Genomic DNA, 14,736 nt, shown 5'->3' with positions numbered 1-14,736 from the left:
TCCTCCGCCGGTTCATGCCTAGGCGCCGTTGTCTGCGGGGTCAACGCGCTGTCCGATCGCCGCGCCCACGGCGGCCAGCGCCCGGGCGAGCAGCGCCTCGGCCCGGTCCGCCGCGGCGGCTTCGGCATAGACGCGGAATTCGGGCGCATTGCCCGAGGGGCGCAGATGCAGCACTTCGCCCCCCCCGCAGACGCAGGCGCAGGCCATCGGTGCGGTCTGCCCCCTCCTCCGGCGGCAGGCCCAGATCGGCAAGGAAGGTCGCGCGCGCGTCCGCGTCCCGGTCGATTCGGGCGAGGAAGGCCCCGGCCCGGTCCATGTCCACCTCCTGAAGCCGGTCGGCGGCGGTGAAGCGTGCGGGCAGCCGGGCACGCAGCGGGACAAGGCCGCCGGCCGCCTTCGCCGCGACCAGCACCGCCACCATCGGCAGGGCGGCATCGCGCGTCATCAGGGGGGGGATGGGCCCGCCCGGCCCTTCGGCCGTAAAGCCGAGGAGGAATCCCCCATTGGCCTCGTAGCCGGCGACGCGCCCCCCCTCGGCCTGCATCGCGGCGATGACGAAGGGCGATCCGATGCGCGTGCGCAGGACCCGCATCCCCATCTCCTCCACCAGGCTGTTGGAGGAGACCGGGGTGCAGACCACCTCTGCCCCCAGAAGCTGGGCCGTCACCGGCCCCAGCACGTCGCCGGGCAGGATCCGGCCATCCTCGCCCACGATCAGCGGCCGGTCGGCATCGCCATCGGTGGAGACCAGCGCATGCAGCCGGTGCTCGGCGATCCAGGCGGCCAGGCGCTCGCGCGTGGGGGGGGCACGGCCTCGGTGTCCACGGGCAGGAAGCTCTCCTCCCGGCCAAAGCCGACCGTCTGGGCGCCCAGGGCGCGCAGCATGGCATGCATCAGATCGCGGGCGACGGAACTGTGCTCCCAGATGCCGATCCGCAGCCCGGCCAGCGCCCCCGCGCCGAAGCCCGTCACGATCCGGTCCAGATAGGGGCCGGCCGCCTCGACCACCTGCAGGGGGGCCTCACGTCCCGCGCCGGGGCGTCCCAGGGCGGCAAGGATCGCCGCCTCTTCGGCCTTGGTGATCTCGCCCGCCGGGGTGTAGAACTTGAGGCCGTTGCGGTCGGCCGGGATATGGCTGCCGGTGACCATGATGGCAGCCTGCCCCGCCGCCATCGCCGCCTGCGCAAGGGCGGGGGTCGGCACGCGGCCGGCCCGTGTCACGGGCACGCCTTCGCCGCGGGCGGCGGCGGCCACCGCCTCGGCCAGATGGGGGGAGGAGTCGCGCAGATCCTCGCCCAGCCACAGCCCCCCGCCATGGGGGCAGACCGCCAGGAAGGCGCGCACATGGTCGGCCACCAGGGCGGGGGTCAGCTCCGCGACCAGGCCGCGCAGGCCGCTTGTGCCGAATTTGGGGGCCATGCCGTCCTCTCCTGTCCGTCAAGGGGTTGCGGGTGATTCGCCTGTTCCTTGAACCCCCAAACGGGGCGTTGCGCAATCGCCCTGCGGGGCGCGCGGTGCTGTAGGAAAGTCTTAACCTTTCCCCCGCTAGACCGGGCGGCAATCGCACGCATCCAGACCGGAGCCCGCCCGATGTCCGAATCGCCCGCCGAAAGGCCCGATGCCTCGCCTCATCTCGGCCTGCCCTATCTCCTGCCGGCCCAGGCGCAGAAGCATGTCACGCACAACGAGGCGCTGCGCCTGCTCGATGTGCTGGTCCAGCTTGCGGTGGAGGACCGCAACCGCACGGCCCCTCCGGCCGATCCCGCCCCCGGCCAGCGTCATCTGGTCGCCGCCGGTGCGACCGGCGCCTGGTCCGGTCATGATGGCGAGATCGCCGTGTGGGAGGATGGCGCCTGGTCCTTCATCACCCCCCGCCCGGGCTGGCGGGTGCATGTGCTGGCCGAAGCGCGCCTGATCCAGCGTCTGGCCTCGGGCTGGGACGACGGCTCGGCCTCGCCGCTGGCGGCGGCCTCGCTCGGCATCAACGCCACTGCCGACACGACCAACCGCCTGGCGGTGTCTTCGCCGGCGGTGCTGTTCACGCATGCCGGTGCGGGGCATCAGGTGAAGGTGAACAAGGCGGCGGCGTCTGACACGGCCAGTCTGCTGTTCCAGACCGGCTGGTCCGGCCGGGCGGAGATGGGAACGGCGGGGTCGGACGACTTTGCCATCAAGGTCAGCGCGGACGGGTCGTCCTGGGCGACGGCGCTGTCGATTGCCGGATCGACGGGGGCGGTGGCGCTGGCCTCTGGGGTCACCATCGGGGGGCAGCTGGCCTTTCATCGCGGCAATCTGCTGGGTTCGGTGTCCCAGTCCGGCGGGGTGCCCACGGGGGCGGTGATCGAACGGGGCAGCAACAGCAACGGGGACTATGTGCGCTATGCCGATGGCACCCAGATCTGCTGGCAACGTATCGTGACGACCGAGGGGCTGACGGACAACCCGCACACGAATTTGTGGGTCAGCCCGGCGGATATCACCTGGACCTTTCCGGCGGCGTTCAGCGTGCCGCCTGCGGTTACGATTACGGGCACCCGGTCGGACCGCTATGGGGGCTGTTTCCTGCGGGGTGCCGCGACAACGACGTCGCAGGCCTATCGCAACTGGGCGACGGTCATGACGAGTGCGGGGGTGAACCTTCCGCACAGCCGCATGGCGATCGGCCGCTGGTTCTGAGGGGGGGTGTCATGATCATCACGCTGGTTCCGGTTCGGATGGACAGCACGCTGACGCTGATCCGCGAAGGGGAAACCCTGATCATCAACGGCGAGAGGGTGGATCTGTCGGCCGCGGCCGAAGGGGCGCCGCTTGATCTGTCGCAGCGGGACGAAGCGGGGGATGTGGTGGTGCCGCATCCCTGGATCATCGGCCCTGTGGAACGGCGTGTGGGGCGGCTTCATCTGTCGCTTCTGCTGCCGCATGGGGCGGATGCGCCGGAAGCGGTGCGCTTCCCGGCCCCTCTTGCGGTCGAGGCCGACGGCCCGGTGCCTCTGCCCGGGCAGGACGGGGCCGGGCCGTGACGGCACCGGCCCTCCCCTCAGGAGCGGGCGTAGATGTCCTCGTAGCGGATGATGTCGTCTTCGCCGAGGTAACTGCCCGTCTGCACCTCGATCAGGACCATCGGCACCTTGCCGGGGTTCTCCATGCGGTGCACGGCGCCCAGGGGGATGTAGATCGACTGGTTTTCGGTCAGGAGCCGGGTTTCGCCATCCACGGTGACGCGGGCTGTGCCGCTGACCACGATCCAGTGTTCGGAGCGGTGGACATGGCTTTGCAGGCTCAGGGCCGCGCCGGGATTGACATGGATCCGCTTGACCTGGAAGCGGTCGGCCAGGATCAGCGTCTCGAACCAGCCCCAGGGGCGGTGATCGACGGGGAAATGCGTGGCCTGCTTGGCCCCCCGGGCCTTGAGCGTGGCAACGGCCTTGCGGACATTCTGGGCCTGGCTCAGATCGGCGACCATGACGGCATCGCGCATGGCCACGGCCACGACATTCTTCAGGCCGATGCCGACGACCTCGATATCGGGGGATTCGGACCGCAGCAGCGTGTTTTCGCAATCCATGCAGGTGACGGGGCCGTGCCGGACATTGCCCTGCGCATCCGGCCCCGCTTCCTGCCAGACCGCCTCCCAGGAGCCGAGATCGGACCACTGCCCCTCGAAGCGGACGACACTGACATTGCGGGCCTTTTCCATCACGGCATAATCGATGGAATCCTCCGGGATGGCGGCCCAGGCCGCCGGGTCGAGCCGCAGGAAGCCCAGATCGCGTCTGGCGCCTGTCAGGGCGGCGCGGGCGCCCTCGAGGATCGCGGGGGCATGCTCGCGGAAGGCCTCGACGAAGGTTGCGGCGCGGGCGAGGAAGACCCCCGCATTCCACAGATGGCGCCCTCCGGCGAGCATCTCGGCCGCGCGCGCGGCATCGGGCTTCTCGACAAAGCGGGCCAGGCGGCGCACCCCGCCTTCGCCCTCCTCGCCCTCCGCGCCTTCCTCGAGCCAGCCGAATCCGGTTTCCGGGCGGGTGGGGCGGATCCCGAAGGTGACGATGCGCCCGGCCTCGGCTGCGGCGCGCCCGCGTGTGACGGCCTCGCGGAAGGCGGCCGGGTCGGCCACGGCATGATCCGAAGGCACGATCAGCATCAGCCCTTCGGGATTGGCCTCCATCACGGCCAGCGCGGCGGCCGCGGCGGCGGGGGCGGTGTTGCGCCCTTCGGGCTCGATCAGGATTCCCTGGGGGCGGATGCCGCAGGCCTCGAGCTGTTCGGCGACGATGAAGCGGAAGGGATCGCCTGTCACCACCAGCGGATCGGCGAATCCCATCCCCCGGAATCGCCGGGCCGAGGCCTGGAACAGGCTCTCCTCGCCCAGGATGGCGGCGAACTGCTTGGGAAAGCTGGCCCGCGACAGCGGCCACAGCCGCGTCCCCGAACCGCCGCAGAGAAGGATGGGGGTGATCATGGCTCAGACTCCTTCCGGCTGTTTTGCCCCGGCAAGATAGGCCGAGCAGATGTCGTAAAGCCTGCTGTCCCAGTGCAGGAAACGGTCATAGATGGCCCGGGCATCCGGGGGCAGGGCGGCGACCTCCGCCTCGAACCGGTCCCGTTCGGGCGAGATGTTCTCCCGCAGCGGCGGGGCCTGGGTGATGATTCCCAGGGCCAGGAGCCGCTGGAGGAAGCCGTCGAAATCCTCGGTCAATCCGAAGATCATGTCCGGGGAGAAGAGATTGTGGACGGCCCGGGCAAAGGCCTCCTCCTCGCGGCCGAGGAATTGCGGCCGGAGCATCCCGGCCAGCCGCCGCATCTGGCCGCTGTCGAGTTCGTTGCGCAGCCCCGGCAGGCGGTCGGCATTGCGCAGGAAATCGGCGAAGGACATCTGTGCCTCGCTGACCATCCGGTGCAGCGGATGGGTGGGGGTCCGCCGCACGAAGAGGTAGAAGCTGAAGAGCCGCGGCCCCGGCTTGCGCAGGATGGTCAGATAGAGGGTCTCCTGCGGGAAATGCTGTCCGACGCCGTGCTCGACATGTCCGGTGACAAGGCGGATGGCGCGGCGCGCCTCCATCGGCAGGCGGAGGAGATCGCCCATCGTCTCGACCGTGAGGGGCAGCCAGGCCTCCTTCGGGACCTGCGCGCGCAGGATGCCGTTGAAGCTTGTGCCGGCGGTCTTGGGGACATGGATATGCACAAGGACGCGCGGCTCATCTCCGCTCGCGCCCATACCGCGCAGCCGGTTGAAGAGGCGCAGGAATTCCGGCGAGCGGATCAGCGCGGCGCGCGTCTTGGCCAGGGTTCCGCCGGCCTTGCGCAGGCGGTCCAGCTCCTCCGGCTGGGGGGCGCGGGCCAGGAAGAGCTTCCAGGCAAAGCGGAGCTGCTGATCCGTGAGCCCCTCTGCGGCGAGCTCGCCCACAGGGTTCTGAGCGGCGGCCTTGCGGGCCTGAAGGGCCTTGTATTCGCGCGACCGCAGCAGGGCGTCCCGCATGTGGTCGAGATCGGCCATGCCCTGGAAATGCAGGACGCTCTTCTCCTCGAGAGGGCGCTCCATGACCGACTGGAACAGCTCGCGCACCGCTTCGCGCCGCAGGCGCAGCGCGCCGATCTGCCCGGCCAGCGTCTCGTCCACGAAGTCGGGCAGGGTGGGGGGCGGGGTCTCGGCCGTCAGCGTGGCCAGATGCGCGGCGGCCGCCTCCAGCGCCGTCCCCTCGAGCAGCAGTGCGGGGTCGAGCGCCCCCGAGGCCCAGGCGAGCCAGGCGGCCGGATCGGCGCGCAGCCCTTCGCGCGGCACCACGAGGCGTCCGTCCGGGGCGTCGGGGTTTCCCCAGGTCTCCATGAAGTCGAGGAAGCGCCCGAACTCCTCGCTGGCGAAGCGGCGGAAGGCCTCCACGCCGTCGGGATGCCCTTCCGCCACCGCCTCGGCAAAGCGCCGGACGACGCCCGCGGGGAACTCCTCGTGCTCGATGACGAGGCGCGTGCCCGGCGGGGCCGCCGCGGGATCGGACCCGTCGTCGCGGGCCGACGCCTCGGCGAGCCAGGGTGCGCGCGCGCCCAGGGCCGCCTGCAGGCTGCGCAGGATCAGGCTCTCGCCGCCCCGCGGCCAGGTCACGACGCGGATATGGCTCATGTCTTGGCCCTTCTGGTCATGGCTCTGTCCTTGCGGGGGGCGGACCGTTTCCCGCGGATGCGCCAGATCAGCGGATCCGGCAAGGCCGGGGGGCGAGGCGGGCTTCGGATGACGCCAGCCGAAATTGCCGAACATGCCTCAGTGCTCCTTGAGCAGCTCGCGCAGCCGCGCCCCGTAGCGCCGCGCGATCGCATCCAGCGAGAAGTCCTGCCGCACGCGGCGCTGGGCAGCGGCGGCGCGGGCGGCCCGCAGGGCGGGATCGTCATGCAGGGTGCGCAACTGGCGGGCGGCATGATCCAGGTCGGGATCGGCCCATTTCTGGCCGCGGCGGACGAAGATGTAGTCGTCCGGGGCCAGCATGATCTCTCGGGAGTTCACCAGCCAGGCCGTCTCCTCCGAACAGAATTCGAGATTGCCCGAATAGCCCGTGCAGACGACCGGCACGCCGAGGGCCATCGCCTCGATCATGCCGAAGCCCCAGCCTTCGGAGCGGTGGAGCGAGACATAGGCATCACAGGCGGCCTTGAGCTCGATCAGGGCACGGTAATCCAGTGTCTCGTTGAGCAGGAGGATGCGCGGATCGGCGGCCAGGGCGGCATCCACGCGGTTCCAGATGCGTTCCTGCACGGGATCGAAGACATTGGTCCGGTTCTGCGTCTTGATCAGCAGCCGGGCCTGCGGGCGGTCGCCGAAGGCGCGCCGGAACGCCTCGATGACGCCGAGCGGGTTCTTGCGCTGGACAAAGGAGTAGCTGTCGAAGGTGGTGAGGACGACGAACTCGTCCCCCTTCAGACCCAGTCGCCGGTTGAGCAGGGCGCGCGCTGCGGCACGGTCGATGGCGGGGGGATCCTCATAGGCCATGCCGACATTGACGACCGGCCGGCCCTTCGCCTCCGGGCGGTAGATCGACACGCCGTAATCGCTCGACACCCAGATCTCGTCGAGCAGGTCGAATGCGAGATAGTGGCACAGGGCCGGGCTGTCGAGCTCCCAGAAGAAGTAGCCGATATTGTAGGCGCCGGAGAAGACGTCGGGTTCGTAGGCGAAGACCAGCGGGACCGATTCGGCATTGAGGTGGATCAGGTTGATCCGGGCCGGGCGGTAGCGGGTCGAGGCGGCGGAGGCGGTCGAGAAGCCTTCGGGTGCAGGGTTGTCGAGACCGAAATTGACCCGGTTCACCGACAGGCCCGTGCGATCGAGCGCCGCCGCCGACAGGCGCGTCGCCTGGCCCAGACCCGAGGCCTTCTCGAAGGGGCCGATGATCTGCACATCCACCGGCTCTCCCGCGGGGCGCGGCATGGCGGCCGCAAGCAGGCGATGCCCGTCCGGTGTGGCAAAGAGGAATCGCCGGCGTTCCAGATCGAAGCCCTGCATCCGCAGCGCGGCGGCATAGCGTTCGCGGGGCAGCGGCTCGTCGCTCAGCGCGACGGCACGGAAGAACCGCTCCAGCTCCGATCCGCCCGGCTGGGGTTCGAGCGCGCGCTCGACCGATCGGCGCGGGAGGTAGCGCAGCACATCGGGGCGTGTCGCCGCCGCCAGCATCAGCGTCAGCGTCACCACGCGCCGGTCGCCGGGGCTGGCGGGGGACAGGAAATGCAGCTGGGGGTTGGCGGCGTGATAATGGTCGAGGAAGGGCGAGAAGGGCCAGACATCGTCCTTGCGGCTCACCGGCACGGCCGCCAGCATCTCGGCATGGCGGTCGGTGACGGCGAAATCCTCGACGAAGAGCTTGCGCGCCTCCTCCCAGGCCCACCAGTAGAGGACGCGCGTCACGCGCGCAGGGTCCGCCAGATCGGCCAGCGCTCCGGCGATCTCCTCCTGGGGGCGGCGCAGCAGGCGCCACCACATCAGCCGCGTCAGGGGGACTTTCTGCCCGCCCATGACCAGCAGTTCGTTGAGATGGGCGACCGCCTCACGCGGCAGGGGCGGTCGCAGGCCGTTGCGGATCACGCCATAACTGCCGACATACCAGTCGAGGAAATGGTCGCGATCCTCGCGGCTGGCCTCGGTGTCAAAGTCGCGCTCCTTGCGGGTGCGGAACTTGGTGTATTCGAGATAGGCCGCCATCGGTTCGAGCTGGCGTCCTTCCTGCGCAGCCGGCCAGTCCGCCGCCGGTTCGAAGAGGCGGGCATGGCGTTCGAGCGGGGGCGGGGCCGGCTCGCCCCCGGCCTGATCCAGCTCGGAGAGGAGACGCCGCCAGGTGACCAGGTCGTAGTAGAGCAGCCCGCGGCACTGGGCCGCATGCGGTTCGTTCGCGGCCGACACGGCCAGCCGGGATCCCCCTCTGCCGGCGGCGTCTCGGGGCGCGCTGCCGGGGATCTGCCAGCGGCCGATCTCATGCCCGCCGCCCCCGTCCATGACGCGCACGATCAGCGTGCCCCCGGCCTGACGCGCGGCGGTCAGCATCGTTTCGTCGAGGCGGAAGACGAAGCCGCAGGCGCCGTCGCCGATCCCGGCATCGCGCACATCGTTGCGCTGGATCGAGGCGCTGGCCGTGGCCAGCAGCCCGTCAAGCGTGAACAGGCCGACGGTGAGCCGCCCGGCCCCGTCGGCGGCACGCGCCGCCCAGCCGATCATCTCGCCATTGATGAAGGCGTCGATATTGCCGCGATAGCGTCCGCCCACGCCGATGCGCCGGGCTAGCGGCGCGATCTGCCGGCGCATGCGACGCCTCAGACCGTCCAGACCGTCGGCCATCCTGCCACCCCCTCAGCCCAGCGCGTCGTAATCGGCCCTGGCCATCATCTCGGCCAGCTGGCGCACATCCACCTCGGGCACCCAGCCGAGCTTCTCGCGCGCCTTGCTGGCATCGCCGATCAGCAGGTCCACCTCGGCGGGGCGGAAGAACTTCTCGCTCACCTCGAGGATGCGCTTGCCGCTGCGCCGGTCGATGGCGATCTCGTTCACGCCTTCGCCCTCGAAGACCGGATCCATGCCCAGCGCCTCGGCGGCAAAGCGTACGAAATCGCGGATCGGGGTCGTCACGCCCGTGGCCAGGACATAGTCGTCCGCCGTCTCCTGCTGGAGCATCAGCCACATGCCGCGCACATAGTCGCCCGCGAAACCCCAGTCGCGGCGCGCATCGAGATTGCCGAGCACCACCGGATCGGATCCGCCCCGGGCGATCCGGGCCAGGGCCAGCGTGATCTTGCGGGTGACGAATTCCTTGCCGCGCAGGGGCGATTCATGGTTGAACAGGATGCCCGAGGAGGCGTGCATCCCAAAGCTCTCGCGGTAGTTCACCGTGATGTAGTGGCCATAGACCTTGGCCACCCCGTAGGGCGAACGCGGGTAGAACCGCGTCGTCTCGCGCTGGGGCACCTCCTGCACGAGGCCGAACATCTCCGATGTGGAGGCCTGGTAGAAGCGTGTCCGGGGCTTGAGCGTGCGCAGCGTATCGAGGATGCGTACCACCGCAAGGCCGTCCACCTCGGCGGTATAGACGGGCAGCTCCCAGGAGGCGCCGACGAAGCTCTGGGCCGCGAGGTTGTAGAACTCGTCCATCGGCACGTCGCGGATGATGCGGAAGATCGCGTTGGCCTCGGTCAGGTCGAATTCGTGCAGATGCACATCGCCTGCCACGCCCAGCGCCTCGAGCCGGGTGGTTTCGGCCTGGGAGATGCGGCGCACCCCCCCATGCACCTCATAGCCCTTCTCGAGCAGGAATTTCGCGAGATATGCCCCGTCCTGTCCGGTGATGCCGGTGATGAATGCACTTTTCAATGGCCTTGGTCCTAAATCGCTGCGCGACATGCCGGATATCGCCTGCGGAGTGATAGTGCCGCATATCGTGCATCGCAAGGCGCGGCGGGCCGGCAGGGGCGGCCAGCCGGCAAGGGACTGCCGCTCCCGGCAGCCGTGGCGGCCTCACCCGAAGAGGAACATGTCGGGGGAGAGGTCGGCGACTGTGGTGTGGGAGAGGATGACGGTGGTTCCCTGGTCCTGGAAGCGGAGATCCGTGCCGATCTGGGTCATGTGTTCGATGACCTGTGCGAACTGTGTATAGCCGAAGCCGCGGAACTGGAGCCAGTCCCAGGCTTCGGGATCGGCGATGCGGTGGGTGCCGCCGTCGCTGCGGTCGAAGACGAAGACATCGGCGCCGATGCCGCCCTGGAGCAGGTTGTTCCCCGGCCCGCCTTCGATCCGGTCATCGACGCCCTGCGCGCGCATCCAGGCCTTCAGTCCGGCGGCCGTCTTCGTCTGGAACTCGCGGCTTTCGGCAAAGCCGCGCACGACCTCGGGGCGCGTCATCTGTCCCGAGGCGAGCTGTCCGCTCCAGTGGGCCAACCCGCCCGGATCGGGGGCCCGGTCGAGCACATTGTTGTAAAGCAGGGTGACGAACTGCCGATCGTCGGTCGCCCCGTAGCGCAGCTGGAACTCGCGCGAGGCGGTGAAACCCTGGACCACCGACAGATAGGGCCGCCCCCCTGCCAGCGCCTCCGCCCAATGCGCAAACCCCCCCGCATCCGGCTCACGGTCGAACACCGCACCATACAGACGATAGACCTCGTCGGACCATTTCGCCTCCAGACCCGCGCGCGAGAAGGCGAGCGCCCCGGCCTCCGTCTTTGTCTGGAACTCGCGGCTTTCGGCAAAGCCGCGCACGACCTCGGGGCGCGTCATCTGTCCCGAGGCGAGCTGTCCGGTCCAGTGGGCCAACCCGCCCGGATCGGGGGCCCGGTCGAGCACATTGTTGTAAAGCAGGGTGACGAACTGGCGATCATCGGTCGCTCCGTAGCGCAGCTGGAACTCGCGCGAGGCGGTGAATCCTTCGACAATCGACAGATAGGACCGGCCGCCGAGCAGGGCCTGCGTCCAGCTCCAGTGTCCTGGCTCGTCGGGGGGGCGGTCGAGCGTCGCACCATAGAGGCGATAGATCCGGGCAGATGCCGCATCGAATTCGGGATCGCTCCCCTCTGCCAGAAGCCGGTCGGCTCCGGCTCCTCCGGTGAGGGTATCGGACCCGCCCAGCCCGATCAGGCGGTCATCCCCCTCCCCTCCGAGGAGGTGATCGGCCCCTGCTGTTCCCGTCAGCGTGCGCGGCTGATTGGGCAGGACAAGGGGGCCGAGATGCCACAGATCGGTCAGATCGCGCAGACCCAGGCTGGCGGGGTCGATCGCCCGGCCATCGGCGGAAAGGAGCTGGAGCCGCTCGGCCCCGTAGCGGATCTCGATCCCGCCGGACACGCGATGGAGGCTCAGGGCCTCGGGACCGTAGATCGGCCCCCAGCGCGAGAGGTCGAGCCGGTCGATCCCCGGCTCGAAATCGACGATGCGGTCGAAGGTTCCGTCCCTTGCCATCACGAAGACATCTGCCCCCGGACCGCCCCGCATCTGATCCTGGCCGGCCCCGTCGAAGAGGATGTCATCGCCCGCCCCACCGGACAGGCTGTCGCGCCCGGCCCCGCCCCAGAGCAGGTCGCCGCGTGCATCGCCGGTGAGGATGGCGCCGCTGTCGCCGGCGCGCTGCAGGGGCGCCAGAGGCCCCGGATCAAGCCGTATCTGGGTTACGCCCGCGCTGCCGCTGCCGGCGGCGAAGATGTCGAGCCCCCGCCCGAGACACGCAGCGCCAGAGCCGACAGACCGGCAAGGGCGGTGCCGCCGGGGTCGGCGAGCGTGGCCAGATGCAGCAGCCGTCCGTCGGGAAGCAGGGTCATGGCGGTCAGCCCGTCATCGGCCCCCCCGGCGATCAGCACGGTCCGGTCCCCGATCTGCGCCGTCTCGAGATGGGTGATGGCCTGAAAGCGGGTGTTGCGGTCGTCGCCGACCTGATCGAGCGGCCGCAGCTGCCCTGCTGCGGTGACCTCGATGACGCTGACCGAGCTGCTGCCCGCGGCCCCGAGAAAGACAACATGGCGCCCCCAGGCCTGTGCCGAGGTCAGGGCAGAGGGCAGGGCGACAGGAAGTCCGTCCGGCGCTCCCAGGGCATCGGCAAGCGAGGCCTTGCCGTCCGCCCCGATGTGCCAGGCGGCAAGTCCTCCCTGCATGTTCGAGGCGGCGATCAGCAGGCGTCTGCCGCCGCCCAGATCGAGAAAGGCCAGATCCGGGACATCGAGAGCCGCCCCACCCTGCAGGGCTGTCGCCGTCCCCGCGGCCCAACCGGTCGACAGATGATCGAGCGGCAGAAGACGGCCATCGGCTTCGCGCAGCCAGGTCTGCACGCCCTGCCCCTGCAGGCTGCCTGCGGCGATCAGGTCGCGCCCCCCCCGAGGGAGAGGGCGGCCAGCGTGGTCAGGGTGTCTGTGCCCAGAGCCAGGGCGGCGGGTTGCGACAGCGCGCCCGTGTTGTCGATCCAGGAGAGGGTTGCCCCCTGCCCCAGGCCCCAACTTGCCAGAGCCTTGCGCCCGCCCAGTTCGATCACGGCTGTATCGGCCTCGCTCGGGCGGCCTGCCGGGCGCGGATGGGCGGTGAGGCCGGCCGGCGCGAGGTCGCGCAGCACGTCGCGGGCGAGGATGCCGCCCTGGCTTCCCGTCACGGCATAGAGACGGACAGTGCCACTCCCCTCATGCAGGGCAAGGCCCGTGATCCCGGTGGCCAGATCGGCCGGCCCGTCCGCCCGCACCCGCACGATTCCGAAGGCCGCCATCCCCGCTGCCCTTTCGCCATCGTCTGGCGGGCAGGGTCGGGTGCGGCTTGCGACAGGATCGGAAAGGAAGATGGCAGGCCGAAGGCATTCGCGCGGCATGCGCGCGATGGGTCAAGCTTGCGTCAACACCTTGCCATGCCGCTGCCTTGTTCGGTTCCGGGATGGCCCGACCGGCCACCCGCGTTCTCAGCCGGCGTCCATGTTTCGCGTGTGATGGGCGATGGCGTCCTCGAGATCGTCGTAATAGTAGAGATGCCCATCCTCGAGAACCGCGCCGCAATCGCAGATCTCGCGCAGCTGGTTCATGGCGTGGCTGACGACGATGGCCCCGGCATTGGCCATCCTGGCACGGAAGACCTCGGTGCTCTTGGCCCGGAAGGCGGCGTCGCCCACCGCCGTCACCTCGTCCACCAGATAGGTGTCGAAGGCGATCCCCATCGACACGCCGAAGGCAAGGCGCGATCTCATCCCCGAGGAATAGGTTCGCAGCGGCAGCCGGAAATGCTGGCCGAGACCGGCGAAATCCTCGACGAAGGCGACCAGTTCGTCGCTGTCCACGCCATAGATGCGGGCGATGAAGCGCGTGTTCTGCAGACCCGTCAGATCCGCATGGAAGGAGCCGGCAAAGCCCACGGGCCAGGAGATGGTTCCCGTGGACAGGACGCGCCCGGATGTCGGCCGCATCGTTCCGGCGATCATCTGCAGAAGGGACGACTTGCCCGCCCCGTTGCGGCCCAGCAGCGCCACGGACCGCCCCGTGGGAAAGGTGGCGGTGATGTTGCGCGCCACAACCTTGCGTCGCCCCTCGAGGACGAAGACCTTGGTGAGATTCTCGAGGCGGACCACGGCCCTGTCCCCTCAGCGGCGGTCCTTGAGGGAATAGGCGACCAGCGCCCCGATCGACCAGGCCATGAAGAGGAAGAGCCCGGTCAGACCGAACAGCATCCAGCGCCGGGGAAAGCGCGCGCTTTCGGCGGTGGTGGGCAGGATATGGGCAGCCAGGTAGCGCGTCTTGCGCCGTGCCTCGGCAAGGGCGGCGTCATAGGCGGCCAGTGCTGCCACATAGGAGCGCTGGGCGAAGTCGTGCTCGACGGCCAGGCTCTCGTATTCGGCGATCAGCTCGGCATAGGCTTCGCCCTCGGTATCGGTCCCGAGGCCGAGCTTGCGGCGTTCCTCGGCGATGCGCTCCTCGATGACGGCCACCCGCCTTTCGGCCTGGGCGATACGGGGATCGCTGGCAGAGGTCGTCTCGCGCAGCAGGTCCACCTCGATCAGGGCCTCGGCAAGCTGGCCCTGCAGCGTGCCGATCAGGCCGGCCTGACTCTGCAGGTCCAGCGTGGGATCGACGATCTGGTTGCGGTTGCGGAAGGCGGTCAGGGCCTGGCGGGCCTCCTTGAGCCGCTCGACCGAATCGGCCAGTTCCTGGCGGGCATAGGCGATGGCATCCTCGCGCGCGACGGCGCTGAGCTCGTTGATCATCTCGGCGCTGCGGTCGAACAGTGCCCGGGTGATCCGCGTCGCATCGGCGGGGTCGAAGGCCAGGGCACGGATCTCGATGAGGCCGGAATTGCTGTCGTAGCCGATTTGCACCATCCGGTTCCAGTAGGCGACGAGATCCTCGATGGTTCCTTCGGGATCGAGGGCGAAGACCGGGTCGTCCTGAGGCTTGGACCAGATGGCCCGCAGGTCGAGTTCGGCATCGAGGCGCGCGACAAGCTCCTGGCTGCGCAGGAATTCATAGAGGATGTCGGTATCGCTCGAGCTCGAGCCCGTGATGGCCGTGATCCCGCCGAGGATGTCCATCGCCGTCCCCCCCTCCTCGCGCCGGACGGAAAAGCCGACGGTGGAGGCATACTGATCCGCCGCCCGTGCCCAGAGATACCAGCCCGTGACGGCCAGCGGGGCCACGACGAAGAGCAGGAAGCTCAGCATCAGCAGGATGTGCCGGCCGCGGATCCCGGCCGGGCGCGCCGTCGGGCCCACTGCGGCGCCAAGGGCGCTGGCCGGCGGGGACGCTGGGGCCGCCGGCGGGCGA

Annotated in this window: 11 protein-coding genes and 1 pseudogene; 2 read left to right on the top strand and 10 right to left on the bottom strand. The window is 69.6% G+C overall.

Annotated features, from left to right (window positions below):
- Window positions 1-18: 18 nt before the first annotated feature.
- Window positions 19-1,419: pseudogene (locus RUTHE_RS09840) on the bottom strand (phosphohexomutase domain-containing protein).
- Between the two features lie 171 nt (window positions 1,420-1,590).
- On the opposite strand from RUTHE_RS09840, the gene RUTHE_RS09835 reads away from it, so the two are divergent.
- Window positions 1,591-2,676: a DUF2793 domain-containing protein gene (locus tag RUTHE_RS09835; RefSeq protein ID WP_021098243.1), complete on the top strand. Its 1,086-nt coding sequence runs from the start codon at window positions 1,591-1,593 to the stop codon at window positions 2,674-2,676.
- Between the two features lie 11 nt (window positions 2,677-2,687).
- Window positions 2,688-3,020 carry a hypothetical protein gene (locus RUTHE_RS09830; protein WP_021098242.1) on the top strand — a complete coding sequence of 111 codons (333 nt, stop codon included), beginning with the start codon at window positions 2,688-2,690 and terminating at the stop codon, window positions 3,018-3,020.
- Between the two features lie 17 nt (window positions 3,021-3,037).
- On the opposite strand, the gene RUTHE_RS09825 is transcribed toward RUTHE_RS09830, so the two are convergent.
- The 9 genes from RUTHE_RS09825 to RUTHE_RS09785 form a co-directional block, all read right to left on the bottom strand.
- Window positions 3,038-4,459: a mannose-1-phosphate guanylyltransferase/mannose-6-phosphate isomerase gene (locus RUTHE_RS09825; protein ID WP_021098241.1), complete on the bottom strand. Its 1,422-nt coding sequence runs from the start codon at window positions 4,457-4,459 to the stop codon at window positions 3,038-3,040.
- Window positions 4,460-4,462: 3 nt separating this feature from the next.
- A complete protein-coding gene (locus RUTHE_RS09820; RefSeq protein WP_021098240.1) occupies window positions 4,463-6,250 on the bottom strand; it encodes a hypothetical protein in 1,788 nt (595 codons plus the stop codon).
- 3 nt (window positions 6,251-6,253) lie between these two features.
- Complete coding sequence (locus tag RUTHE_RS09815) at window positions 6,254-8,779, bottom strand: glycosyltransferase (protein ID WP_051150437.1); 2,526 nt, start codon at window positions 8,777-8,779, stop codon at window positions 6,254-6,256.
- 45 nt (window positions 8,780-8,824) lie between these two features.
- Window positions 8,825-9,838: a GDP-mannose 4,6-dehydratase gene (gmd, locus tag RUTHE_RS09810; RefSeq protein ID WP_021098238.1), complete on the bottom strand. Its 1,014-nt coding sequence runs from the start codon at window positions 9,836-9,838 to the stop codon at window positions 8,825-8,827.
- A gap of 144 nt (window positions 9,839-9,982) precedes the next feature.
- The gene (locus RUTHE_RS09805) at window positions 9,983-11,560 is read right to left on the bottom strand and encodes a DUF4214 domain-containing protein (RefSeq protein ID WP_281167470.1); all 1,578 of its coding nucleotides are present in this window, start codon (window positions 11,558-11,560) and stop codon (window positions 9,983-9,985) included.
- A 62-nt stretch (window positions 11,561-11,622) separates the two neighbouring features.
- Entirely contained in the window at window positions 11,623-12,276 is a 654-nt protein-coding gene (locus RUTHE_RS09800) for a hypothetical protein (RefSeq protein WP_021098236.1), read from the bottom strand.
- Window positions 12,277-12,305: 29 nt separating this feature from the next.
- On the bottom strand, window positions 12,306-12,701 hold the full coding sequence (locus tag RUTHE_RS09795) for a hypothetical protein (protein WP_021098235.1): 396 nt from the start codon (window positions 12,699-12,701) through the stop codon (window positions 12,306-12,308).
- A gap of 186 nt (window positions 12,702-12,887) precedes the next feature.
- Complete coding sequence (locus RUTHE_RS09790; protein WP_021098234.1) at window positions 12,888-13,547, bottom strand: ABC transporter ATP-binding protein; 660 nt, start codon at window positions 13,545-13,547, stop codon at window positions 12,888-12,890.
- Between the two features lie 12 nt (window positions 13,548-13,559).
- On the bottom strand, window positions 13,560-14,736 hold a 1,177-nt coding region (locus RUTHE_RS09785), incomplete at its 5' end, for a KpsE/RkpR family capsule polysaccharide export protein (protein WP_021098233.1).

Source organism: Rubellimicrobium thermophilum DSM 16684, from assembly GCF_000442315.1.
GTDB lineage: Bacteria > Pseudomonadota > Alphaproteobacteria > Rhodobacterales > Rhodobacteraceae > Rubellimicrobium > Rubellimicrobium thermophilum.
This window is presented reverse-complemented; position numbering and strand designations above follow the sequence as displayed.

What these genes read in the sequence shown, in the direction of transcription:
- RUTHE_RS09835 (WP_021098243.1), top strand. Translation starts at nt 1,591, where the DNA reads ATGTCCGAATCGCCCGCCGAAAGGCCCGATGCCTCGCCTCATCTCGGC.
- RUTHE_RS09830 (WP_021098242.1), top strand. Translation starts at nt 2,688, where the DNA reads ATGATCATCACGCTGGTTCCGGTTCGGATGGACAGCACGCTGACGCTG.
- RUTHE_RS09825 (WP_021098241.1), bottom strand. Translation starts at nt 4,459, where the DNA reads ATGATCACCCCCATCCTTCTCTGCGGCGGTTCGGGGACGCGGCTGTGG.
- RUTHE_RS09820 (WP_021098240.1), bottom strand. Translation starts at nt 6,250, where the DNA reads ATGTTCGGCAATTTCGGCTGGCGTCATCCGAAGCCCGCCTCGCCCCCC.
- RUTHE_RS09815 (WP_051150437.1), bottom strand. Translation starts at nt 8,779, where the DNA reads ATGCGCCGGCAGATCGCGCCGCTAGCCCGGCGCATCGGCGTGGGCGGA.
- RUTHE_RS09795 (WP_021098235.1), bottom strand. Translation starts at nt 12,701, where the DNA reads ATGGCGGCCTTCGGAATCGTGCGGGTGCGGGCGGACGGGCCGGCCGAT.